Consider the following 21,450-nt stretch of genomic DNA (forward strand, 5'->3'; position numbering starts at 1 on the left):
CCGATGTGAGAGCGATCGAGGCCCGCGTGACCGGGCGTGTCCAAGGCGTGTTCTACCGCGCCACCACCGTGGAGGTCGCCCAGCGGCTGGGGCTGGCGGGGTGGGTGCGCAACGAGACCGACGGGTCGGTGCGCCTCCACGCCGAGGGCGACGACACCGCGGTCGACGAGTTCGTGGCGTGGTGCCACGACGGCCCGGACGCCGCCCGAGTCGACGAGGTCCAGGTCAGCGACGTCACCCCCGACGGGTTCAGCGACTTCGAGGTCTGGTAGGCCTGCGGAGACAGTGTCCGCGCTCATGACAGGAGATGACAGTGGTCGACCCCACGGTGCTGCCAGCGTTCTTGGCAGTGATCCTTCTCTTCCTGCTCCCGCCCGGGCCGGACATGCTCTACATGCTGGCCGTGGGCATCGAGGGAGGCCGCCGAGCAGCGCTGCGAGCCATCCTCGGCATCGGGACCGGCATGGCCGTGTACGCCGCGGCGGTGGCCCTGGGCGTGGCAGGCGTGGCCCAGGCCTACCCGTGGCTGATTGACGCCATCCGGCTCCTCGGCGCCGCCTATCTCGTCTGGCTGGCCTGGTCGACCCTGCGCACCCTGCGGTCCGCGTCGGACGCCCCGCAGGTCGAGGCGGGCGGACGCCGGTGGTTCGGGCGCGGATTGCTCATCAGCCTCACGAACCCGAAGATCATCCTGTTCTTCCTGGCGGTCCTGCCCGGCTTCCTCGGGAACGCGACCTCACCCGGCCTGCAGCTGGCGATGCTGGGCGCGGTCAACGTGGCGACCGAGGTCGTGCTCTACGGTGCGATCGGTCAGGCGGCGGGCACGCTCGGCGGCCTGCTGACGCGCTCGCGCCGCACGACGACCGTGCTCAACGGCGTCGCCGCCGCGGTCTACCTGCTGCTCGCGATCTGGTTCGTCGTCGACGTGCTGCGCGCCTGACGCTCAGCGCGAGGCCTGCGCGGCCAGCGCGTACAGCAGGTCCTCGCGGCCCACAGGTGCGACGAGCTGGGCGCCGATGGGCGTGCCGTCGCCCGCGGTTCCCGCGGGAACCGACATCGCGGGATGGCCGGAGACGTTGAAGAGCGAGGTGAACGCGACCATCGGCACCGCCCGTGCGGTGGCCACCGCGGCGCCGACGGCGTCGAGCTGGCCCAGGGACCGGGGCAGGCAGGCCAGCGTCGGCGTGAGCAGGACGTCCACGTCGTCGAGCACGGCATCCACCGCCGCGGTCACGCGCCCGGCCTCGGCCAGCGCGCGCCGCACGGCGAGCGGCGAGCCGACGACGCGCGATCGGGCGATGGTCGTGCGGGTGCGCGCCTCGAGCAGCTCCGGGTGCTGCACGCCCGCGGCGACGTCGCGCATACCGGCGTACATCTGCGGGACGAAGGCCGCGGTCTGGTTCGGGATGCGGGCACCGATCGAGACCACCTGATGACCGAGCGCGCGCAGGCGCTGGGCGTACGCCTCGAGGGCTGCGGCGACCTCGGGGTCGACCACGACGCCCGGGGCGGTCGTACGCAGCAGCAGGCCGACGCGCAGAGACTGCGGCGGAGTCGTCACGGCCTGGGCCGGGGACACCTGCGGGACATCGAGGGTGAAGCGGTCGGTCGGCACGTTGCCGTTGACGACCTCGTGGACGAGCGCCTGGTCGGCGACCGTCGTCGTGATCGGACCGGCGATGCCGAGCGTGCCCCACGAGTCGCGGGCCGGGGCGGGCGAGACGCGGCCGCGGCTGGCCTTCAGCCCGACGAGCCCGCAGCACGAGGCGGGGATGCGGATGGAGCCGCCGCCGTCGGTGCCGATCGCGACGGGCACCATCCCTGCCGCGACGGCCGCGGCCGAGCCGCCGCTCGACCCACCCGGCGTACGCCCCGGGGCGACGGGGTTGAGCGTCATGCCGTAGCGCGCCGACTCGGTGAACGGGAACTGTCCGAACTCGGGCATGTTCGTCATGCCCACGACCACGGCACCGGCGGCGCGGAGCCGGCGTACGACCTCGCAGTCGGCGTCTGCCGGACGCGAGTTGGCGCGCCCGCCGTGGGTGGTGACATGCCCGGCCACGTCGAGCTGTGCCTTGACCGCAACCGGCACACCAGCCAGCGGTCCCTCGCGGCGTGTGTCGCCGGCATCGAGCGCCGCCGCCTCGGCGCGGGCCTCGTCGGCGAGGACCGTGGTGAAGGCGTTGACCTCGGGGTCATGGGCGGCGATGCGGGCCAGCGACTCCTCGACGACCTGGGTGGCGGTGACCCTCCCCGAGCGGACCCCGTCGGCGATGTCGATGGCGGTGGGCATCATTTCCATGCCGCGAGCCTATCGACGGGGCCGGGGCGTCGACCGTGGGCCCTGCGCGCCCTACGCTGACCGGTGACCCGAAGGAGGAGACCCGATGAACCAGCCCCGCCGAGCAGCCATCGCCGGAGCGCTCTGTCTCGTGGTCGCTGCCTCCGGATGTGGCCTGTTCCACGACCCTCCGGTCGACCCGCAGTCCCCGAAGGTCGCGCAGGCGCGGGAACAGGCCACGGCTGACCTCGTGCGCCGCATCGACGACCTGGGCGCGGGATGGGCGCCCGCAGGCGAGGCGTCGATCTCCCACCGCTGCGAGCAGGGCCAGCACAACTGGAAGATCGACGATCCGTGGGACAACCGGTGCAGCGTGACGGTCTCGAAGGTCTTCGGCGTCCACTCCGACTACCCGGGGGTGGTCGACTCCCTCTCCCCCAAGGTCGACGCGCAGGGATGGGCGCCCGGCGGCCAGTGGTCGCTGAGGGACATCAAGACCAACTACTACGACCGCTGGTACAACTCGCCGAAGCCACCGGGCGCCTTCCCCGAGGGCTATCCCCTCTCGGGCATGCCCGGAGCCTCCTATGAGCGAGACAACCACCGCGAGCGCATGGAGATCTCCGTGGCCGGCGACGGCGAGCCGAAGCCTCCCGAGTATGCCGTCGGGTTGCTGCGCGACCACCGGGTGGCGGTGCGCTTCTTCGTGGACGCCCGCTACTTCGAGAACTGAGGGTCAGAACAGCGCCGTCATCAGGTCGCGACGGGCCTTGAGCACCGCCGGGTCGCTGTTGCCGATGGTCTCGAACAGCTCGATGAGGTGCTTGCGGACCCTGTCGCGGTCGTCACCGGAGGTGCGGCGCACCACATCGATGAGACGGGCGAACGCGCCGGCGGAGTCGCCCTGCACGAGCTGGGCGTCCGCCGCGGCGAGCTGGGCGTCGAGGTCGTCGGGTGCGGCGTCGGCCTTCGCGACCTCGTCGCCGGTCAGGCCCATCGAGCGGGCCAGCAGCCCGGCCTGCGCGCGGCCGGCCTGGGCCTCGGAGTCGCCGGGGGTCTCGGCCAGGAGCTTGTCGAACTCCTCGACGGCCTTCGCAAAGTCGCCCGCCTCCATGGCGTCGTACGCGGCCGCGTAGCGCGGGTCGGGCGCGGCCTCGGACTCCCCCTCGTCGTCGCCCTGCGGGGCGCCGCCGGCGACAGGCTCGGCCTGGCCGATGACCCCGTTGGCGGCCGCGGTCTGGACGACCTGATCGAGCACGGCGGAGATCTGGTCCTTCGAGTAGGCGCCCTCGAACAGCGGGAGCGGCTGGCCGCCGATGAACGCCACGGCGGTCGGCACGGCCTGAATGCGCAGCGCCTGCGCGATCTCGAGGTGCTGGTCGCAGTCGACGCGTGCCAAGAGGTACTTGCCGCCGGCCGCGTTGGCCAGGTCGGCGAGGTCCTTCGACAGCTGGGCCGCGCCCTCGGCACGCGCGGACGTGAACTCGACCACGACGGGGTGCTGCAGCGACTTGCGGAGCAGGCCCTCGAACTCCTTGACGTCGGCCACCTCGACGACATAGCGGGCACCACCCGCGGGCGCACCCCCACCCCCGGCGGGTGCGGAGCTCTTGAGGGCGGACAGGTCCATGGCACGGCCGAAGTTCGCAGACGTCATGGGCGCCATTGTTCCAGCATCCGCGGCCTGCACCGCAACGGCACCGGCACAATGACCGCCATGGAGATCCTTCGCTCGGTCATGCTGTTCCTCCTCGCCGCCGTCTGCGAGATCGGCGGTGCGTGGCTCGTCTGGCAGGGCGTGCGTGAGCACCGCGGCTGGCTCTGGATGGGAGCGGGCGTGGTCGCGCTGGGCGCGTACGGGTTCGTCGCCACGCTGCAGCCCGACGCGAGCTTCGGTCGCATCCTGGCCGCGTACGGGGGTGTCTTCATCGCCGGTTCCCTGCTGTGGGGCATGGCCCTGGACGGGTTCCGGCCCGACCGGTACGACGTGGTGGGGGCCCTCATCGCGCTCGTCGGCGTGGCGGTGATCATGTACGCACCCCGCCCGGCCTGATCCGGGCCCGCCGCAATACGATCGGGACATGGCACACGAGCGCGCAGGGCAGCCGGCCCGTACGGAAGATCTCATCGACGTCGACGCCGTCATCGGCGCCTACTACGACCTCACCCCCGACCCCGATGACATCGACCAGCAGGTCGTGTTTGGCACATCGGGCCACCGCGGGTCGAGCCTCGACACGAAGTTCAACGAGCTCCACATCGCGGCGACCACACAGGCCATCGTGGAATACCGCGCCCAGCAGGGCACCACCGGCCCGCTGTTCCTCGGCAAGGACACCCACGCCCTGTCCCTGCCCGCCTGGAAGACCGCCATCGAGGTGCTCCACGCCAACGGCGTCGACATCCGCTGCGAACGCGAGGACGAATACACACCGACGCCCGCGGTGAGCCGCGCCATCATCGTCCACAACGCCACGAAGGCCCAGGCCGATGCGGACGGCATCGTCGTGACGCCGTCGCACAACCCGCCCCGCGACGGCGGCTTCAAGTACAACCCGCCGAACGGCGGCCCCGCCGACACCGATGCCACGAAGTGGATCGCCGCCCGCGCCAACGAGCTCATGCGCGATCGCTCCGCGATCCGGCGTACGCCGTTCGAGAAGGCGTTCGCCGATGCGCAGGTGTTCGACTACATGTCGGCCTACTGCGACGACCTGAAGAACGCACTGAACCTGGACGCGGTCCGCGAGGCCGGCGTACGCATCGGCGCCGACCCGATGGGCGGCGCGTCGGTGGCCTACTGGGGCCACATCGCCGAGCGCCTCGGTCTCGACCTGACCGTGGTGAACCCAGAGGTCGACCCGACGTGGCGCTTCATGACCCTCGACACCGACGGCAAGATCCGCATGGACTGCTCCTCGCCGAACGCGATGGCCTCGCTGATCGCCAACCGGAAGAAATTCCAGATCGCCACCGGCAACGACGCCGACTCCGACCGTCACGGCATCGTCACCCCCGACTTCGGCCTCATGAACCCAAACGCCTATCTGGCCACCGCCATCGAATACCTGTTCGCCCACCGCGAGGGCTGGTCGGCCGACGCCGGCGTCGGCAAGACCCTGGTCTCCTCGAGCCTCATCGACAAGGTCGCCGGCGAGCTCGGCCGTCGCCTCGTCGAGGTGCCCGTCGGCTTCAAGTGGTTCGTGCCCGGCCTGATCTCGGGCGACCTCGGCTTCGGCGGCGAGGAATCCGCGGGCGCGTCGTTCCTCGCCCTCGACGGCTCGACGTGGACCACCGACAAGGACGGAATCCTGCTGGCGCTGCTGGCCTCGGAGATCCAGGCCGTCACCGGCGAGTCCCCCTCGCAGCGGTACGCCAAGATCGAGGAGCGCCACGGGAAGTCGTACTACGCGCGCATCGACAACGAGGCGAACCGCGAGCAGAAGGCGGCCCTGTCCGCGCTCAGCGCGTCCGACGTGAGGGCCACCGAGCTGGCGGGCGAGAAGATCACCGCTGTCCTCACCGAGGCGCCCGGCAACGGGGCCGCCATCGGCGGGCTGAAGGTCGCCACCGAGAGCGCCTGGTTCGCCGCCCGCCCGTCCGGCACGGAGGACAAGTACAAGATCTACGCCGAGTCGCTCACCGGCGCCGACCATCTCGCGAAGGTCCAGGAGGAGGCCAAGGACCTGGTCTCCTCGGTCCTGGGCTGAGGCCCGGCGGCGACCAGGTACGCCCACCCGACCACCACGGCTCCCCCGGCGCACGCCGCGCCGGGGGAGCCGTCGTCATATGTCGATAAAGTAGCGGTCATGACAACTGAAGGCACCGCAGAGAAGAAGTCCGACGCACCCGCCCCGGACGACCCGCGCAAGCCCTCCTCCCCCGACGACCTCCACCCGACCAGTTGGAGGTTCACGGGCAAGAAGGCCCTCAACGAGTTCACCAAGGACCAGTGCACCGACCTCGCCGCCGGGCTGACCTACTACTCGGTGCTCGCGCTGTTCCCCGGGCTCGTGGCCGTCGTGTCTCTGCTGGGCGTCGTCGGCCAGGCCGACCAGACGACCACGGCGATGCTCGACCTGATCCGGGGCATCGCCCCCGGCGAGGCCGCCGACCAGTTGCGCGCGCCCATCGAGCAGATGGCGCAGTCGAAGGGCTCGGGACTGGGCCTGGTGATCGGCGTCCTCGGCGCCGTATGGTCGGCGTCGGGATACGTCGGCGCCTTTGGCCGCGCCATGAACCGCATCTACGAGATCGACGAGGGACGCCCGGTCTGGAAGCTCAAGCCGGTCCAGCTGCTCATCACCCTGGCCTGCGTGCTGCTCGTCGCGCTCGTGCTCGTCGGGCTGGTCGTCAGCGGCCCGATCGCCGACCAGGTCGGCCGCATGCTGGGGCTGGGCTCGTTCGGCCTGACCGTCTTCAACGTCGTCAAGTGGCCGCTCATCCTCGCGATCGTCGTCGCCCTCGTCGCGCTGCTCTACTACTGGACCCCCAACGTGAGGCAGCCGCGGTTCCGCTGGGTCAGCGTCGGCTCGCTGCTGGCCATCGGCATCTGGGTCGTGCTGTCGGTCGCCTTCGGCTTCTATGTCGCGAACTTCGGCAACTACAACAAGACCTACGGCGCGCTGGGTGGCGTGATCATCTTCCTGCTGTGGATCTGGATCACCAACAACGCGCTCCTGTTCGGCGCCGAGGTCGACTCGGAGATGGAGCGCAGCCGCGAGCTCCAGGCCGGCATCGAGGCGGAACGCTCGCTGCAGCTCCCGCCCCGGGACACGAGGGCCAGCGACAAGGCCGCCGACAAGCGGGAGAAGCTCGTGGCGCAGGGACGCGAGATCCGCGAGGAGGCCGAGGCCCGCGGCGAGGACGACTTCGACCGCCCGGCCGACGCGACCAGGGACGACGGCGAGTGACCGCCGTCCACTTCGGTGGACACCGCATGGACGCGCTCGATGGCGTCGTCCGCTGCTGACGGCCCACGGCGAGGCACCCGCGCCGTTCCACGGCGTGGAGCTCGGAGACTTCCGCCACCAAGACCGATAATGGCGGTATGTCGCCCCGCACCGGCTCGTCCCTCACCCGTCAGGACGCACCCGATCCCGACGACCCGGCCAAACCGTCACGGCCCGGACAGCTGAGCCGTCGCGACGTGGTGTACGCCGTCCGGCGTGCTGCCAACGAGTTCCTCGACGACCAGTGCCTCGACCTCGCGGCTGGCCTGACCTACTACGGCGTGCTCGCGATCTTCCCGGGTCTGTTGGCGATCGTGTCGCTCCTGGGCCTCGTCGGTGAGGCGGAGTCGCTGAGCACCGTGCTGGTCGAGATCTTCTCCGGCATCATCCCCGGCGCCACGATCGGCATGCTGCGCGACCTGCTCGTGCAGTTGCAGCAGTCGAGCGGGTCGACGTGGACGCTGGTCCTCGGCCTGTTCGGGGCGGCGTGGTCGAGCTCGGCGTACATCGGCGCGACCGGTCGCGCACTGAACCGCATCTACGACATCGACGAGGGCCGCCGCTGGTGGATCCTGCGGCCCCAGCAGCTCGCGATCGGCCTGCTCGTCATCCTGCTCATGGCGCTCGCCCTGCTGGGGCTCGTGCTGGGCGGCCCCCTGGCCCGGTCGGTGATGTTCTACCTCGGCTTCGGCCACCAGGCGGCGCTGGTCATCGAGGTCGTCCGCTGGCCGCTGCTGCTGGTCATCATGGTGCTTCTGGTGGCCGCCATCTACTACGGAACCCCGAACGTGCGCCAACCGCACCTGCGCTGGGTCTCCCCCGGTGCCGTGCTGGCCATCGTCGCCTGGGTGATCATGTCCGCGGCCTTCATGGTCTACGTCGCCAACTTCGGCAACTTCAACAAGACCTACGGCACGCTGGGCGGGGTCATCGTCTTCCTGCTGTGGCTGTGGCTGGCGAACGTCGCACTCCTGGCAGGTGCCGAGCTCGACGCGGGGTTGGAACGCGTACGCCAGCTCGAGGGTGGCATCGTCGCCGAGGACGAGCTGCAGCTCCCACCGCACGACGTGCGCGCGAGCGAGGACGCCCTGGCGACCCAGGAAGAGCTCGTCGAGGAGGGCGAGCGGCTGCGGCGTCAGTCGTCGGGCTCCGAGGACGACTGACGGCTCGATGGCCACTGCGGCTGCGGCAACCTCATCGAGGGGCTGCCAAGGCCGGGGATGCGGGACGGGTCGGGGTGGCCGGGCAGCACGTGCGTCGGCTCCTTGATGACCTGCAGGACCGACGCGAGGCCGGCACGCGTCGCCGCGATGGCGAGCTGGTCGCCCGCGTGCAGCGGCCGGTCGCCCGGTGTCCAGGTCCACTCGCCGTCGGCGTACCGCACGGCGAGCACGCGCACCTCACCGGGCTGGACGAGCGACTGCCAGGCGAGCCCACCGGCGGCGGCCGACCCCTCCTTCACCTGCAGGTCGGTGAGGATGACGACGCGGCGGCCGACCGACAGGACGACCTCCTTGCGCCGGCCGAGCGCTGCGGCGGCGAATGCGGGAGCGGCGACCATCGACACCGAGCGTGTGGGGCCGAGCTCGAGACGGCGCTCGACGCGGCCTGCGAGGTCGTGGTCGAACAGGCGGGTGACGACGCGCACCTCGGGTTGGGTCTGCTTGGCGACGAGCCCGATCTCGAGGTTCGCGGCGTCGTTGTCGGTGATGGCCAGCACGGCGTCCGCGCGCGACAGCCCGGCCTGCTCCAGAGCGTCGGGGTCGGTGGCCTCGGCGATGATGACGGGGATCTTCAGCCGTCGGGCGCGCAGCACGCCGGGGGCGTCCTGGTCGCGTTCGATGGCGACGACGGGGACGCCGAGCGAGTGCAGGTGGGTGACCACGGACGTGCCGATGCGGCCGAGCCCGCAGACGACGGTGTGGTGGCTGGGACGGCCGCGTACGCCGCCGGTGAGCTCGCCGATGCGCGACTTGATGAGGGCGTCGACGATGACGGCGGTGATGCCGGACGACAGCACGAGACCCGAGAGCTGGATGACGATGCCGCCGAACTTTGCCATGAGCGGCAGGTCGGTGTCGCCGAGGTCGGTGAGCGTGGCGGCGGTGAGGGCGAGGTAGATCGACATCCACCAGTCCTGCCGACCGACCTCGTGGAAGTAGACGACAGACGCGACCATCAGCACGACGAGCCCGGCCAGCACCCAGCGCAGGCGGCGGTCGAAGACCGAGACGATGGCCCCCCAGACGCCGGAGCGGCGTACGCCCCGCTTGGCGCCGCCCACGGCACCGGTACCGAGGACGATGTCGCCACGGCCGGGCAGGAGCGCCTCCGCGCCGTGGGTGCGCGAGTCGCCGAGGACCGCGAGGGTGGGCCCGGAGACGCGCTCGACGGGTCCTGCGGTCACGACGCGTCCGCCGAGCTCGAAGGTGTGGACGTCACCCTCCGAGGCGGCGGCGGCGACGAAGCTCGGTGCGGCGAGCTGGGCCGAGGACAGCACGACGCACTCGCCGATCAGGGCGGTGAGCTTCTCGGAGAAGCTGGGGTTGGACAGCTCGAGCACCTGCCGCACGTGGGGGTTGACCTCCTCCACCGCGAGGGCGATCCGCGTGGTGACGACGTCGTCGAATCCGACCACGACGACGGCCTTGGCACGGTGGACGCGTGCCCAGCGCAGCTCGGCGTCGCGGACGTGGGAGCAGGGACGGACGTAGGCACCCAGCTGTTCGAGGTCCTCCGTCACGCCCGAGTCGGCGCCGACGGTGAGCGAGACGACCTCCTCGCCGGACTCCTCGAGCTCCTCGACGAGCCGGACCGCGGTCGACGTCGAGCCGATGACGACGATGTGCTCGCGGATCTTCGGCAGCTCGGGCACGGACATGGATGTCACCCTAGGGCCGGACCAGCGCACTAGAAGCGTGCCGGCTCCGTGTACTCACCCCACTCGGCGCGCAGGGCGTTGCAGATCTCACCGAGCGTGGCCTCGGCGCGGACGGCGTCGAGCATGGGCTCGATCATGTTGGCGTCGGTGCGTGAGACGTCGACCATGCGCTGGAGGGCCTCGCGTACGAGTGCGTCGTGGCGGGTGCCGCGGCGGTCGGTGAGGACGCGGACCTGCTCGCGCTCGACCTCGTGGCTGACGCGGAGAATCTCGAGCTCGCCGGTGATGGTGTCGGTGAGGGTGTTCACGCCGACGATGCGCTTCTCGCCCTTCTCGACCATGGTCTGGTGGATGAAGGCGCTGTCGGCGATCTCGGCGGAGAACCAGCCCTCCTCGATGCCGCGGAGCAGGCCGGAGGTCATGGGGCCGATCTCATGGTTGCCGTCGGGGCGGGCCTTCTCGCCCATGTCACGGATCTGGGCGAAGATCTTCTCGGCCTCGGCCTCGATACGGTCGGTGAGCGCCTCGACGTACCAGGAGCCACCGAGCGGGTCGGCCACGTTGGTGACGCCGGTCTCCTCCATGATGACCTGCTGCGTGCGCAGGGCGATCTCGGCGCTCTCCTCGGTGGGCAGGGCGAGGGTCTCGTCGAGGGCGTTGGTGTGGAGTGAGTTGGTGCCGCCGAGGACGGCGGACAGCGCCTCCAGGGCGGTGCGTACGACGTTGTTGTAGGGCTGCTGGGCGGTCAGCGAGACGCCGGCGGTCTGGGTGTGGAAGCGCAGCCACTGAGCCTTTGGCGAGGTGGCGCCGTAGGTGTCGCGCATCCAGCGAGCCCAGATGCGGCGGGCGGCGCGGAACTTGGCGATCTCCTCGAAGAAGTCGATGTGGGCGTCGAAGAAGAACGACAGGCCGGGGGCGAAGGCGTTGACGTCGAGGCCGCGGGACAGGCCGAGCTCCACGTAGCCGAAGCCGTCAGCGAGGGTGAAGGCGAGCTCCTGGGCAGCCGTGGCGCCGGCCTCACGGATGTGGTAGCCGGACACCGACAGGGGCTTGTACGCCGGGATGTTTGCCGACGTGTATTCCATGAGGTCGCCGATGAGGCGCAGGTGCGGCTCGGGCGCGAACAGCCACTCCTTCTGGGCGATGTACTCCTTGAAGATGTCGGTCTGGAGCGTGCCGTTGAGCTTCGTGATGTCGGCGCCCTGGCGCTCGGCGGCGACGAGGTACATGCAGAACACCGGCACGGCGGGGCCAGAGATCGTCATCGATGTGGTGGTCTTCTCGAGGTCGATGCCGTCGAAGAGGACCTCCATGTCGGCGGCGGAGTCGATCGCGACGCCGCAGTGGCCGACCTCGCCGAGCGATCGCTCGTCGTCGGAGTCGCGGCCCATCAGGGTCGGCATGTCGAACGCGACCGACAGGCCGCCGCCGCCGGAGCGCAGGATCATCTTGTAGCGCTGGTTGGTCTGCTCGGCGTTGCCGAAGCCGGCGAACTGGCGGATCGTCCACTGGCGGCCTCGGTAGCCGGTCGGGTAGAGACCGCGGGTGTAAGGGAACTCGCCGGGCCAGCCGATGCGTTCCATGCGGTCGTCGGCGGCCTCGTCGGCGGGCCCGTAGACGGGGTCGAGCTCCATTCCTGACAGGGTCGTGAAGTCGGCGTCGCGTACCTGGCCCTTGTCGACTGCGGCCTGCCAGGCGTGCATCCATCGCTCGCGTCCGGTCTGGGTCATGTCTTCCCCTTCGAAGTCGTGGCCGTCCCCGCTGACAACCGTCACCCGAGATAGTAGGTGGCCCTACTATTCCCTGTCCACGATTCTGGGCAACGGACGGACGGCTCCCCGCGTCCGGGGCAGACGCCGGTCTTGGCCATCCGTCCTTGGTGGACGTCGGCGCCGCGGGGCCTTCGTCGTCGACCTGGTCGTCGGCTTCGTGGTCGTCTCGGTGGACGTACACCGCGCGTTGGGGTTCTCCCCGGGGTAGGACTTGCCCTCGAACTCCCTGTCGCTCGCCAGCTGGGCGTACCCCTTGCCGCTTCCACTCTGCTGGCTCCTCCTCCCCTGCCCGGCGGGTCGTAGAGGTAGCCGACGCCGCGCGATGGGATGATCCGAGGAGGTATCGACGAGGAGGACTTCTGTGAGCGAGCAGCCCCGCACCGTGGCCATCATCCCCGCCAGGGGCGGGTCCCAGGGAGTGCCGGGGAAGAACCTCCGCCTCATCGGCGGCATCCCGCTGGTGGCAAGGGCCGTACGCGCCTGCCGCGCCGCGCGTGGGATCGACGACATCTTCGTCTCCACCGACGACGAGGCAATCGCCGACGCGGCACGTTCCGCCGGTGCGGAGATCATCTGGCGGCCCGCCGACCTCGCCGGCCACACGGCCTCGTCGGAGTCGGCGCTGATCCACGGGCTCGCCGAGATCGCCGATCGCGGGATCGACGCCCGCGTGCTCGTCTTCGTCCAGTGCACCAGCCCGTTCATCCGCGCCCAGGACATCGACGCAGCGATCGCGATGGTGCAGCGTGACGAGGCCGACTCGGTGTTCTCCGGCATCGAGACCTACGAGTTCCTCTGGCGGGACAGCGATCCGTCCGATGCGCCGGGATCCGGCACGGTGGTGGGCCAGAACCACGACGCCGCGTACCGTCCGCGCCGCCAGGACCGCCGTCCCGACTTCCGCGAGACCGGCGCGTTCTACGTGATGAAGGTCGACGGCTTCCTGTCCGCGAAGCACCGGTTCTTCGGCCGCACCGGCGTGGTCCGGGTCTCCGAACTGGCGTCGCTGGAGATCGACACCGCCGAGGAGCTCGCGCTCGCCGACGCGTTCGCCGGCGTCCTCGACCGTGCGCCCGCCGACGAGGACCGCGGGCCCATCGACGTCGACGCGGTCATCACCGACTTCGACGGCGTCCACACGCCCGACACCGCGTACGTCGACCAGGACGGGCGCGAGCTGGTCCAGGTCTCGAGGTCCGACGGCATGGGCGTCTCGTTCCTGAAGAAGGCCGGGGTCCCGTTCCTCATTCTCTCGCGGGAGCGCAACCAGGTCGTGTCCGCGCGGGCGGCGAAGATGGGGGTCGACGTCCTCCAGGCCGTCGACGACAAGAAGACGGCCCTGCTGGAGTGGCTGGAGCGGGCGGGGATCGATCCCGCACGCGCCGCCTACGTGGGCAACGACGTCAACGACCTGGGCCCGATGTCGGTCGTCGGCTGGCCGGTGGCCGTGCCCGACTCCCACCCGGCGGTCCTGGGCGCGGCCCGGGTGGTACTGGCCCATCCCGGTGGCCACGGGGCCGTGCGCGAGCTGTGCGAGCGCGTGCTGGCCGCGCGTCCCGAGAACGCGCACATCGTCGACGAGGTGGCCGGCAGGATCAGCGGCGCGGCACCGCGGGGCTGACCATCCGCAGGTGACGGCGTACGCGCTCCCGCGGCGACCCCAGCGGCCGGAACCGCACGGGAGCCAGGTCGTCGCGGCGCGACACCAGGCCCTCCAGCGAGCCGACCAGCTCGTCGTCTGCTGCGTCGTGGAAGTAGTTGTCCCGCAGCCAGCCCGGGTCAGGAGCGAAGAATCGTCCTGCGGCGAGGTCGTCGAGGTCACCGATCAGCCCCGATCCGTCGAAGACCAGGTTGATCATCTCTGCGCTCACGCCGAAGTCGCCCAGCACCAGTGAAGGCACCCCCGCCGCGACGGCCTCGAGGACGGCGGTCGACGACACCGTCACGAACCCGGCGGCCCGCGCCAGGGCGTCCTGCATCGACCCCGCCCGGAACACGACCTCACGGGGGTGGTCCATGGCGGCCCACAGGTCTGGGTAGGGGTGTTCCTCGTTGTGCGTCTGCCGCTCCCCCGCCAGCGCACGGACCTTCACCACAGGCTGGAGCGACGCCGGGACCCCCGCCAGCGCACCCAGGATCCTGCAGCGGTCGTCCGGCCGCGGCGGGACGAGCGCCTGAGCGGCGAACACGACGTCACTCACCTCGCCCCGGGCCGTCCGGGACGCGGACACAAGGAACGGCAGACGCTGCAGCACCGGGCGGGGGCCCACACCGAGCCGGGCGACGACCTCCGCGTACGCGGAGACCTCCCGATGGGACCCGAGCACCATGAGGTCGAAGTCCCGGCGGTGTCGGATCGCGAGATCGTTGGCCGGGTAGGAGACCCCGGGCAGGCCTGTCAGCAGCACCGGGCGTGCGCGGCCACCACGCGGTCGCAGCACGCGTACCACGTCGAGCCAGTCCATGACCGCCTCGATGCCGGGACCGGTGCAGGCCACGAGGATCACGTCCGGTTCACCGTCCAGGGCGGCACGGGCCGCCGAGGCCACGCTGCGGCGCTCCAGCGGCCAGGAGGTCTGCACGTGACGCACCTGCTCGAGCGAGGGCGCGATGACGTTGGCGACCACGACGTGGCGTACGCGCCAGTGCTCGGGGACGTCCTCCAGGAGGCTGACGACCCACTTCAGGTAGGAGTCGGAGTCGCTGAGCGTGAGGATCCTCATTGGTCAGTCGAAGTCTCCGGCATCGCGACGGATGGGTGCCAGGGCTCGGGTCAACCTGTGGCACTCCTCGACGCTGAGCGAGCCCATGCCGAACCGGGTGGCGGCCAGGGCCTCTGTCGCCTCGCCCAGCACCCGTCGGCCCTCGTCGGTGAGGGAGGCCAGCACCGCACGGCCGTCGTCCGGGTCGCGCCGGCGCTCGATCAGCCCGGCCGCGGCCAGCCGCTGCACCAGCGGCGTCACCGAGGTCGCGTGCACCTGCAGGCGCTCACCGATGCGGCCGAGCGAGACCGCCCCGCGCCGGGAGAACGACAGCAGGACGAGGACCTCGTACCGCGCGAACGTCAGTCCGAACGGTCGCAGCAGGTCGTCGAGCTGGGCCGACAGGAGCTGGTGGACCCGCATCAGCGACGCGACCGCCTGCATGCGCTCGGTCTCGGGGTAGCGCTCGGCCCACTGCTTGCTGGCCTGCTCGATCGGGTCGAACGGAGCCGGGGTACGCCCCGCCATCACCACTCCCCCGCGAAGGACTTGCGTGCACCCGAGCGCTGGATGACGCGCTGGATGGTCAGGTCACGCTCCTCGGGACGGGGCACGTAGCGGATGTCGCGAAGGCCTTGGTCCTGGGCCGCGGACTCGAACACGAAGTGGCCGTAGCCGAGGATCCGGCCGACGAACGGCTTGTTGACGGCGATGTCGAGGATGCGCGTGAGCGGCATGGTCGCCATGTGCTGGCTGAAGACGCCGTGGACGCGGAACACGCGCATGTTGGTGACGACGAACCGGTCCATGTGCTCGCTGTGGATGCGCCACAGGCACCACCCGAACAGGGCCAGGCCCAGCGCGCCGGGAACGAACCAGGCGCGGCCGGCGTACGGCATGCACACGAACAGCAGCATCGCGCCGAACAGCCCCAGGACGGGCGTGACCAGCGTGACCCAGTGGCGGCGCACCTCGTCGATGACGTGCTCCCCCTGGTCGGTGATCAGGAGCTCGTCGACGCGGGGGTCGACGAAGCGCGCGAAGAGGCTGGCCACGGCGATCCAATCACCTGGCCAGCGTCTCGAAGAAGCGGAACAGCGCTCCGAATGCCTCGAAGAAGCCCTTGACGGCGTTGGCGGCGTCCTCAGGCCTGGTCACGAGGTAGAACAGGCAGAAGCCCACCACGAGAAACCAGAAGATCTTCTTGATCCAGTCCTTCATTCGGGTCGACCCTTCATGAGTGCTGCGGGAGCGGGAAGTGCACAGCGCTTGCGAGCTTTGTCTACCCCACCGGGCCGCGCCAGTACGCCGCGGCGCGCCGCGGCCGACCAAGTTGTGACGTCGTCAGAGTCCGGTGTCGACGAGCAGTCGCTCGGCCGCGGTGAACGGGTCGAGCCGTCCGTCCCGGACACCTGCCGCGAGCTCGTCGAGGCCCTTGCGGCCCTCGGTGAGGAACTGGCGGCGCACCTGGGCGAGGGCGAGCGCCTCGACCTCGGCGGACGCCCGGTGGAGGCGCCGCTCGTCCCAGGCCCCCGACTCGCGGCCGTGGTCGCGGTGGCGCTCGATCTCGGCGACGAGATCGTCGACGCCCTCCTCCTGGGAGGCGACGGTGCGCACGATCGGCGGCTTCCAGTCGTCGGGCTCGTGGTGGTCGAGCGCGACCATGTTGCGCAGGTCGCGGATGAGCGACTGGGCACCATCGCGGTCGGCCTTGTTGACGACGAAGATGTCGCCGATCTCGAGGATGCCGGCCTTTGCGGCCTGGATGCCGTCGCCCATGCCGGGCGCCAGGAGCACCAGCGTGGTGTCGGCGGTCGAGGCGATCTCGACCTCCGACTGGCCGACACCGACGGTCTCGACGAGCACGACGTCGAAGCCGGCGGCGTCGAACACGCGCAACGCCTGCGGCGCCGCGGTGGACAGGCCGCCGAGGTGGCCGCGCGAGGCCATCGACCGGATGTAGACGCCGTCGTCGGTGGAGTGCTTCTGCATGCGTACGCGGTCGCCGAGGACCGCGCCGCCTGAGAACGGCGAGCTCGGGTCGACGGCGAGGACGCCGACGCGCAGCCCGCGGGACCGGAAGCCGGACACCAGGGCCGTCGTCGACGTGGACTTGCCGACGCCGGGGGAACCGGTGAGCCCGACGACGTGCGCGTGCCCCGTGTGGGGCGCGAGCAGCGTCATCAGCTCACGCAGGTCGGGCGAGTTGTTCTCGACCTTCGAGATCAGGCGGGCGATCGCGCGCGGCTTTCCGGCGCGCGCCCCCTCGAGCAGTTCCTCCAGCGTCGGCACAGTCACTGTCAGCGGGCCACCTTCACGATGAGCGCGTCCCCCTGGCCGCCGCCGCCGCACAGCGCGGCGACACCGGTGCCGCCACCGCGACGCTTGAGCTCGTGGGCGAGGTGGAGCACGATGCGGGCACCGGATGCGCCGATCGGGTGGCCCAGGGCCACGGCGCCGCCGTTGACGTTGACCTTGGCGTCGATGTCCTCCTCGGAGAGGCCGAGGTTGCGCGCGGAGGCGACACCGACGGCCGCGAAGGCCTCGTTGATCTCGTAGAGGTCGATGTCGGCGACGTCGATGCCCTCGATCTCGCAGGCCTTGCGGATCGCGTTGGCGGGCTGGAGCTGCAGCGAGGAGTCGGGGCCGGCGACCATGCCGCAGGCACCGATCTCGGCCAGGACCTCGCAGCCGAGGCGCTCGGCGGCCTCGCGGCTCATGACGACGACCGCGGCGGCGCCGTCGGAGATCTGAGAGGCCGAGCCGGCGGTGATGGTGCCCTCCTTGCTGAAGGCCGGGCGGAGCTTGCCGAGCGACTCGGCGGTCGTGTCGGGGCGTACACCCTCGTCGGCGGAGACGACCAGGTCGTCGCCCCTGCGCTGCGGGATGCGGACCTCGACGATCTCCTCGGCGAGCACGTCCTTCGCAGCGGCGGCGCGCTGGTGGGAGCGTGCGGAGAAGGCGTCCTGGTCGGCGCGGGAAACCTCGGTGTCGCCGGTGTTGTGGGCCTCGGTGAGGGCACCCATCGGCTGGTCGCTGAGCGAGTCCCACAGGCCGTCGAAATCCATATGGTCCTTCATCGTGACGTCGCCGTATTTGTATCCCGAGCGCGACTTGTTCAGCAGGTGGGGCGCGTTGGTCATCGACTCCTGGCCGCCAGCGACGACGACGTCGCAGACGCCGGCGCGGATCAGCTGGTCGGCGAGCGCGATGGCGTTGAGACCCGAGAGGCAGACCTTGTTGATGGTCAGGGCGGGGACGTCCATGCCGATGCCGGCCTTGACGGCGGCCTGGCGGGCGGGGATCTGGCCCGCGCCGGCCTGCAGCACCTGACCCATGATCACGTAGTCGATCTGGTCGGCCGACACGCCGGAACGCTCGAGGGCGCCCTTGATCGCGATGCCGCCGAGATCGGCGCCCGTGAGGTCCTTGAGGCCGCCGAGGAGACGACCGATCGGCGTACGCGCGCCTCCGACGATGACCGAGCCGGTCTGCGACATGGGTGTGCCCCTTCCTGTTCAACAACGATGTTCGTCCGACGGGTATCCGAGGACACCCTAGTATCCGGGCTGCCGCCTCAGGAGGCGTACCCCCGATCGGCGGACGGTTCGGCCCTGCGCGAGGATGGAGCCATGGATAACAACAGCCTCTTCACCTGCATCGACCACGTCGGGTACGCCGTCCCGGACCTCGACGACGCCATCAAGTTCCACACAGAGGTGCTCGGCTGGCGTGTGCTGCACCGCGAGACCAACGAGGAGCAGGGTGTCGAGGAGGCCATGCTCGGCACCGGCGAGCAGGGTCCCGAGAACGCCCAGATCCAGCTGCTTGCACCTCTGAATGACTCGTCGACCATCGCGAAGTGGCTGGCGAAGAACGGCCAGGGTGTCCAGCAGGTCTGCTACCGCGTCGACGACATCGACTCGGTGTGCGCCACGCTGCGCGAGCGCGGCCTGCGCCTGCTGTACGACGAGCCCAAGACCGGCACCGGCGGCGCCCGCATCAACTTCATCCACCCCAAGGACGCCCGCGGCATCCTGGTGGAGATCACCCAGCCCGCCGACTCCCACTGACCTCGCGTCTCGGCCGGGTTCGTGGAAACGGCCGCGAGACCCGTGGAATGGACGACCCGTGCAGGTACTGTTCACCTCGGTGACGGTCACGCACGGGCCGTCTGTGCGTATCAAGGAGGAGCCGTGTCCCAGGAGTCCGGGCTGAGCCTGTTCGATGAGACCGCGAGCGCCGCCGGCAACTTCCCGGGCGCGATCCGCGGTTATGACCGCCACGCGGTCGACGAGTACGTGCTGGGGCTCGAGTCGAGGGTCGCCCAGCTGCGCGAGGACAACCAGCGGCTCCAGGCTCAGGTCGAAGAGCTGAAGAACCGCCCCGAGCGCCAGCCTGAGGACAACGACTTCACCCACCTCGGCGGCCACGCCACCGAGATCCTGCGCATCGCTCAGGTCCAGTCGCGCGAGCTCACCGAGCGGGCCAAGGCTGAGGCCGAACGCATCAAGGAGGAGGCCCGCCGCGCCGGTGACGCGTCCCGCCAGCAGGCCGAGCGCGAGTCCGAGGACATCCGCATGGCGTCCGTGGGCGAGCTCCGCGAGATGCGTTCGACCATCGAGCGCCAGGGCGCCGAACAGGTCGAGCTGGCCCGCACCGAGGGACGCAAGCTGGTCGAGGGTGCCCGTCAGCACGCGGAACAGCTCCAGCTGGAGGCCCAGCGCAAGGCTGCAGCCATGCTCGAGGCGGCTCGCCTCGAGGCGGCGTCCGTACGCCAGGCCGCGGAGCGCGAGGCCGCCCAACTCCGCGCGACCTCGGCGACCGAGCGCGAACAGCTCCTCGCCAAGCTCGCGACCGAGCACGACGAGGCGACCGCACGCATGAACAAGATGCTGGCCGACGCCACGCGCAACCACGAGGAGACGCAGAAGCTCGTCTCCACCGAGGTCGAGAGCGCCACCCGCCTGCGCAATGACACCCATGCCGAGGCCGAACGCACCAAGATCAAGGCCGCCCGCGAGGCCGAAATGATGCTCGCCCACGCCACGAAGCAGGCCGGTGACATCGTGCGCAAGGCAGAGGACCGGGCCGCCTGGCGCGCTGAGGAGATGAAGCGCGAGAACGAAATGCTCCTGCAGCGCAAGCAGGCGATCATGGCCCAGCTCGCGTCCCTGTCCGCTATGGCGACCCAGACGGCCGCCGACTTCCCCGACGTGGCGCCGCTCGCCCAGCCCGGTGAACCCCAGGGCGCCCCCGCAGCACAAGAGGCCCCGCGTCCGCCCGCCCAGCCTTCGCCGCAGACCCAGTCGCCGCAGGCCCAGCCCTCCCCGGCGGCCCCGGAGCCGCAGAAGGCCCAGCCCGGTCAACAGGACCAGCCCAGCAAGAAGGCCCAGCCCAGCCAGCAGGCCCAGTCCAACCAGAAGAACCGCCCCAACCAGAAGAACCGGGGCGACCAGCCCGAGCCGACGAACCAGCCGAAGCCCGGTGCGTCTGCGGCCCGGCCCGAGCAGCGTCGGGCTCAGCAGGCGCCGCAGCAGCGACCGGGCCAGTCCGGCGACTCCGCGCGAAGGCCACCTGAGGGCGGGCTAGAGACTCGATGACCCAGGAAGACCCGACCGAGCCCCTGCCGGTCCAGTCCCCCAGCGGTCCCGAGGCGAGCACGCCGGAGAGAACCACACAGGAGAAGCCTTCACGCCTGGACCGCCCCAAGCGCTTCGCGCGCGCCCTGAAGCGGCGGGCGATCCGCGCCATCGAGGCCCCGCCCGAGCCCGAGGAGGTGACGACCCCGCCGCCCCCTCCTCCGGTCCCCGACGACGACGGCAACGTCCTGACGCGGATGAACCCGTTCGCGATCGGGTTCTTCGGCACCCTCGGCGCGATGGTGGCGTTCTGGCTCACCCAGATGCTCGGCACGCTCCAGCCGATCCTGCTCATCGTCGTCGTGGCCCTTTTCTTCGCGCTCGGCCTCAACCCACTCGTCGACTGGCTCACCCGCCACGGCCTGCGACGTGGGCTGGGGGTGGGCCTCGTCGCGCTGGCCCTGCTCGCCATCATCGGCGGTGCCGGCTGGGCACTCGTGCCGATCTTCAGCGAGCAGATCACCACGCTGGTCAAGCATGCCCCCGAATACCTCACCAACCTCCGCAGCAACCGCCAGATCGCCGAGCTCGACACCCGCTTCCGGATCATCGAGAAGATCACGACCTACATCAACGGCGGCAGCATGTTCGACCAGGTGTTCGGTGGTCTCGTGGGCGCCGGCAGGCTCCTGGCCAACATCGTCTTCTCACTGGTCGTGACGCTGGTCCTCACGCTCTACTTCCTCGCGTCGCTCCCGGCCATCAAGGACACGATCTACCGATTGGCCCCGGCCTCGCGCCGCCCGCGGGTGCGCTACCTGGCCGACGAGGTCTTCCGCCGCATCGGCGGCTACCTGAGCGGCATGTTCATCGTCGTCACCTGCGCCGGCACGGCCTACTACATCTTCCTGATGATCCTCGGCATGGCGAAGTATGCACTGGCCCTGGCCGTCCTCGTGGCGATCTGCGCGTTCATACCGCTGGTGGGCCAGAACATCGCGATGGTGCTCATCGCCGTCGTGGCGTTCTCGACGCTGGGACCCTGGCACGGCGTCGCCGTCCTGATCTTCTCCCAGAGCTACCAGCAGTTCGACGCCTACTTCCTGCAGCCGCGCGTCTTCCGGCGCTCGGTGGACGTGCCGGGTCCGCTGGTCATCCTGTCGGCGCTGGCAGGCGGCATCCTGCTGGGCGTCGTCGGCGCGATCCTTGCGATCCCGACCGCTGCCGTCATCCTGCTCCTCTACCGCGAGGTGCTGATCCCGAAGCTCGACCGCAGCTGA

21 protein-coding genes are annotated in these 21,450 nt (G+C 70.5%); 11 read left to right on the forward strand and 10 right to left on the reverse strand.

The features are described from left to right. Positions 1-5 precede the first annotated feature (5 nt). The gene (locus tag ACYVGD_RS06910) at positions 6-272 is read left to right on the forward strand and encodes an acylphosphatase (RefSeq protein WP_460742347.1); all 267 of its coding nucleotides are present in this window, start codon (positions 6-8) and stop codon (positions 270-272) included. A 41-nt stretch (positions 273-313) separates the two neighbouring features. Continuing rightward, positions 314-940, forward strand: a complete 627-nt coding sequence (locus ACYVGD_RS06915) for a LysE family translocator (RefSeq protein ID WP_460742348.1) — start codon at positions 314-316, stop codon at positions 938-940. Positions 941-943: 3 nt separating this feature from the next. Here the strand turns inward: ACYVGD_RS06915 and ACYVGD_RS06920 are convergent, their stop codons facing one another. After that, positions 944-2,302 (reverse strand): amidase, encoded by a 1,359-nt coding sequence (locus tag ACYVGD_RS06920; protein WP_460742350.1) that lies wholly within the window; start codon positions 2,300-2,302, stop codon positions 944-946. An 85-nt stretch (positions 2,303-2,387) separates the two neighbouring features. Between ACYVGD_RS06920 and ACYVGD_RS06925 the strand changes: the two genes are divergently transcribed. Further along, entirely contained in the window at positions 2,388-3,014 is a 627-nt protein-coding gene (locus tag ACYVGD_RS06925) for a hypothetical protein (protein WP_460742352.1), read from the forward strand. Between the two features lie 3 nt (positions 3,015-3,017). Here the strand turns inward: ACYVGD_RS06925 and ACYVGD_RS06930 are convergent, their stop codons facing one another. Beyond that, complete coding sequence (locus ACYVGD_RS06930) at positions 3,018-3,938, reverse strand: tetratricopeptide repeat protein (RefSeq protein ID WP_460742354.1); 921 nt, start codon at positions 3,936-3,938, stop codon at positions 3,018-3,020. 60 nt (positions 3,939-3,998) lie between these two features. Here ACYVGD_RS06930 and ACYVGD_RS06935 point away from each other — a divergent pair, with 60 nt between their 5' ends. The 4 genes from ACYVGD_RS06935 (at position 3,999) to ACYVGD_RS06950 (ending at position 8,396) form a co-directional block, all read left to right on the forward strand. Next, positions 3,999-4,334 carry a YnfA family protein gene (locus tag ACYVGD_RS06935; protein ID WP_460742355.1) on the forward strand — a complete coding sequence of 112 codons (336 nt, stop codon included), beginning with the start codon at positions 3,999-4,001 and terminating at the stop codon, positions 4,332-4,334. Positions 4,335-4,362: 28 nt separating this feature from the next. After that, complete coding sequence (pgm, locus tag ACYVGD_RS06940) at positions 4,363-5,991, forward strand: phosphoglucomutase (alpha-D-glucose-1,6-bisphosphate-dependent) (RefSeq protein ID WP_460742357.1); 1,629 nt, start codon at positions 4,363-4,365, stop codon at positions 5,989-5,991. Positions 5,992-6,090: 99 nt separating this feature from the next. After that, positions 6,091-7,194, forward strand: coding sequence for a YihY/virulence factor BrkB family protein (locus tag ACYVGD_RS06945; RefSeq protein WP_460742359.1), 1,104 nt, complete (start codon positions 6,091-6,093; stop codon positions 7,192-7,194). Positions 7,195-7,331: 137 nt separating this feature from the next. Beyond that, positions 7,332-8,396, forward strand: a complete 1,065-nt coding sequence (locus ACYVGD_RS06950; protein ID WP_460742360.1) for a YihY/virulence factor BrkB family protein — start codon at positions 7,332-7,334, stop codon at positions 8,394-8,396. On the opposite strand, the gene ACYVGD_RS06955 is transcribed toward ACYVGD_RS06950, so the two are convergent. Together ACYVGD_RS06955 and ACYVGD_RS06960 are read right to left on the reverse strand one after the other, a co-directional pair. Further along, positions 8,369-10,114, reverse strand: coding sequence for a potassium channel family protein (locus tag ACYVGD_RS06955; protein ID WP_460742362.1), 1,746 nt, complete (start codon positions 10,112-10,114; stop codon positions 8,369-8,371). The two genes, ACYVGD_RS06950 and ACYVGD_RS06955, sit on opposite strands and share 28 nt — an antisense overlap. Positions 10,115-10,143: 29 nt before the next feature. After that, positions 10,144-11,844 (reverse strand): acyl-CoA mutase large subunit family protein, encoded by a 1,701-nt coding sequence (locus tag ACYVGD_RS06960; RefSeq protein WP_460742364.1) that lies wholly within the window; start codon positions 11,842-11,844, stop codon positions 10,144-10,146. 403 nt (positions 11,845-12,247) lie between these two features. Between ACYVGD_RS06960 and ACYVGD_RS06965 the strand changes: the two genes are divergently transcribed. Next, a complete protein-coding gene (locus ACYVGD_RS06965) occupies positions 12,248-13,507 on the forward strand; it encodes a cytidylyltransferase domain-containing protein (RefSeq protein ID WP_460742366.1) in 1,260 nt (419 codons plus the stop codon). Here ACYVGD_RS06965 and ACYVGD_RS06970 read toward each other — a convergent pair. The 6 genes from ACYVGD_RS06970 to ACYVGD_RS06995 form a co-directional block, all read right to left on the reverse strand. Then, on the reverse strand, positions 13,482-14,609 hold the full coding sequence (locus ACYVGD_RS06970; RefSeq protein ID WP_460742368.1) for a DUF6716 putative glycosyltransferase: 1,128 nt from the start codon (positions 14,607-14,609) through the stop codon (positions 13,482-13,484). The genes ACYVGD_RS06965 and ACYVGD_RS06970 overlap by 26 nt on opposite strands. A gap of 3 nt (positions 14,610-14,612) precedes the next feature. Beyond that, positions 14,613-15,116, reverse strand: coding sequence for a MarR family winged helix-turn-helix transcriptional regulator (locus tag ACYVGD_RS06975; RefSeq protein ID WP_460742370.1), 504 nt, complete (start codon positions 15,114-15,116; stop codon positions 14,613-14,615). Continuing rightward, positions 15,116-15,643 carry a PH domain-containing protein gene (locus ACYVGD_RS06980; RefSeq protein WP_460742371.1) on the reverse strand — a complete coding sequence of 176 codons (528 nt, stop codon included), beginning with the start codon at positions 15,641-15,643 and terminating at the stop codon, positions 15,116-15,118. Before ACYVGD_RS06980 ends, ACYVGD_RS06975 begins: the two co-directional genes overlap by 1 nt. A gap of 10 nt (positions 15,644-15,653) precedes the next feature. Then, positions 15,654-15,809: a hypothetical protein gene (locus ACYVGD_RS06985; protein WP_460742373.1), complete on the reverse strand. Its 156-nt coding sequence runs from the start codon at positions 15,807-15,809 to the stop codon at positions 15,654-15,656. Between the two features lie 123 nt (positions 15,810-15,932). Continuing rightward, entirely contained in the window at positions 15,933-16,886 is a 954-nt protein-coding gene (gene meaB / locus ACYVGD_RS06990) for a methylmalonyl Co-A mutase-associated GTPase MeaB (protein ID WP_460742375.1), read from the reverse strand. Positions 16,887-16,888: 2 nt separating this feature from the next. Beyond that, entirely contained in the window at positions 16,889-18,088 is a 1,200-nt protein-coding gene (locus ACYVGD_RS06995; protein ID WP_460742377.1) for an acetyl-CoA C-acetyltransferase, read from the reverse strand. A 132-nt stretch (positions 18,089-18,220) separates the two neighbouring features. Here ACYVGD_RS06995 and mce point away from each other — a divergent pair, with 132 nt between their 5' ends. The 3 genes from mce to ACYVGD_RS07010 all read left to right on the forward strand — a co-directional run bounded on the left by mce (position 18,221) and on the right by ACYVGD_RS07010 (position 21,450). Then, positions 18,221-18,661, forward strand: a complete 441-nt coding sequence (gene mce / locus ACYVGD_RS07000) for a methylmalonyl-CoA epimerase (protein ID WP_460742379.1) — start codon at positions 18,221-18,223, stop codon at positions 18,659-18,661. 123 nt (positions 18,662-18,784) lie between these two features. Further along, positions 18,785-20,191 carry a DivIVA domain-containing protein gene (locus ACYVGD_RS07005; protein WP_460742381.1) on the forward strand — a complete coding sequence of 469 codons (1,407 nt, stop codon included), beginning with the start codon at positions 18,785-18,787 and terminating at the stop codon, positions 20,189-20,191. Beyond that, the gene (locus ACYVGD_RS07010) at positions 20,188-21,450 is read left to right on the forward strand and encodes an AI-2E family transporter (RefSeq protein WP_460742383.1); all 1,263 of its coding nucleotides are present in this window, start codon (positions 20,188-20,190) and stop codon (positions 21,448-21,450) included. The genes ACYVGD_RS07005 and ACYVGD_RS07010 overlap by 4 nt, the downstream gene beginning before the upstream one ends.

Source organism: Mariniluteicoccus endophyticus (assembly GCF_054780035.1).

Bases quoted from the DNA above. Each gene is read 5' to 3' on its own strand.
- ACYVGD_RS06920 (WP_460742350.1), bottom strand. From the start codon at position 2,302: ATGGAAATGATGCCCACCGCCATCGACATCGCCGACGGGGTCCGCTCG.
- ACYVGD_RS06925 (WP_460742352.1), top strand. From the start codon at position 2,388: ATGAACCAGCCCCGCCGAGCAGCCATCGCCGGAGCGCTCTGTCTCGTG.
- ACYVGD_RS06930 (WP_460742354.1), bottom strand. From the start codon at position 3,938: ATGACGTCTGCGAACTTCGGCCGTGCCATGGACCTGTCCGCCCTCAAG.
- ACYVGD_RS06935 (WP_460742355.1), top strand. From the start codon at position 3,999: ATGGAGATCCTTCGCTCGGTCATGCTGTTCCTCCTCGCCGCCGTCTGC.
- pgm (WP_460742357.1), top strand. From the start codon at position 4,363: ATGGCACACGAGCGCGCAGGGCAGCCGGCCCGTACGGAAGATCTCATC.
- ACYVGD_RS06945 (WP_460742359.1), top strand. From the start codon at position 6,091: ATGACAACTGAAGGCACCGCAGAGAAGAAGTCCGACGCACCCGCCCCG.
- ACYVGD_RS06950 (WP_460742360.1), top strand. From the start codon at position 7,332: ATGTCGCCCCGCACCGGCTCGTCCCTCACCCGTCAGGACGCACCCGAT.
- ACYVGD_RS06955 (WP_460742362.1), bottom strand. From the start codon at position 10,114: ATGTCCGTGCCCGAGCTGCCGAAGATCCGCGAGCACATCGTCGTCATC.
- ACYVGD_RS06960 (WP_460742364.1), bottom strand. From the start codon at position 11,844: ATGACCCAGACCGGACGCGAGCGATGGATGCACGCCTGGCAGGCCGCA.
- ACYVGD_RS06970 (WP_460742368.1), bottom strand. From the start codon at position 14,609: ATGAGGATCCTCACGCTCAGCGACTCCGACTCCTACCTGAAGTGGGTC.
- ACYVGD_RS06975 (WP_460742370.1), bottom strand. From the start codon at position 15,116: ATGGCGGGGCGTACCCCGGCTCCGTTCGACCCGATCGAGCAGGCCAGC.
- ACYVGD_RS06985 (WP_460742373.1), bottom strand. From the start codon at position 15,809: ATGAAGGACTGGATCAAGAAGATCTTCTGGTTTCTCGTGGTGGGCTTC.
- ACYVGD_RS06995 (WP_460742377.1), bottom strand. From the start codon at position 18,088: ATGTCGCAGACCGGCTCGGTCATCGTCGGAGGCGCGCGTACGCCGATC.
- mce (WP_460742379.1), top strand. From the start codon at position 18,221: ATGGATAACAACAGCCTCTTCACCTGCATCGACCACGTCGGGTACGCC.
- ACYVGD_RS07010 (WP_460742383.1), top strand. From the start codon at position 20,188: ATGACCCAGGAAGACCCGACCGAGCCCCTGCCGGTCCAGTCCCCCAGC.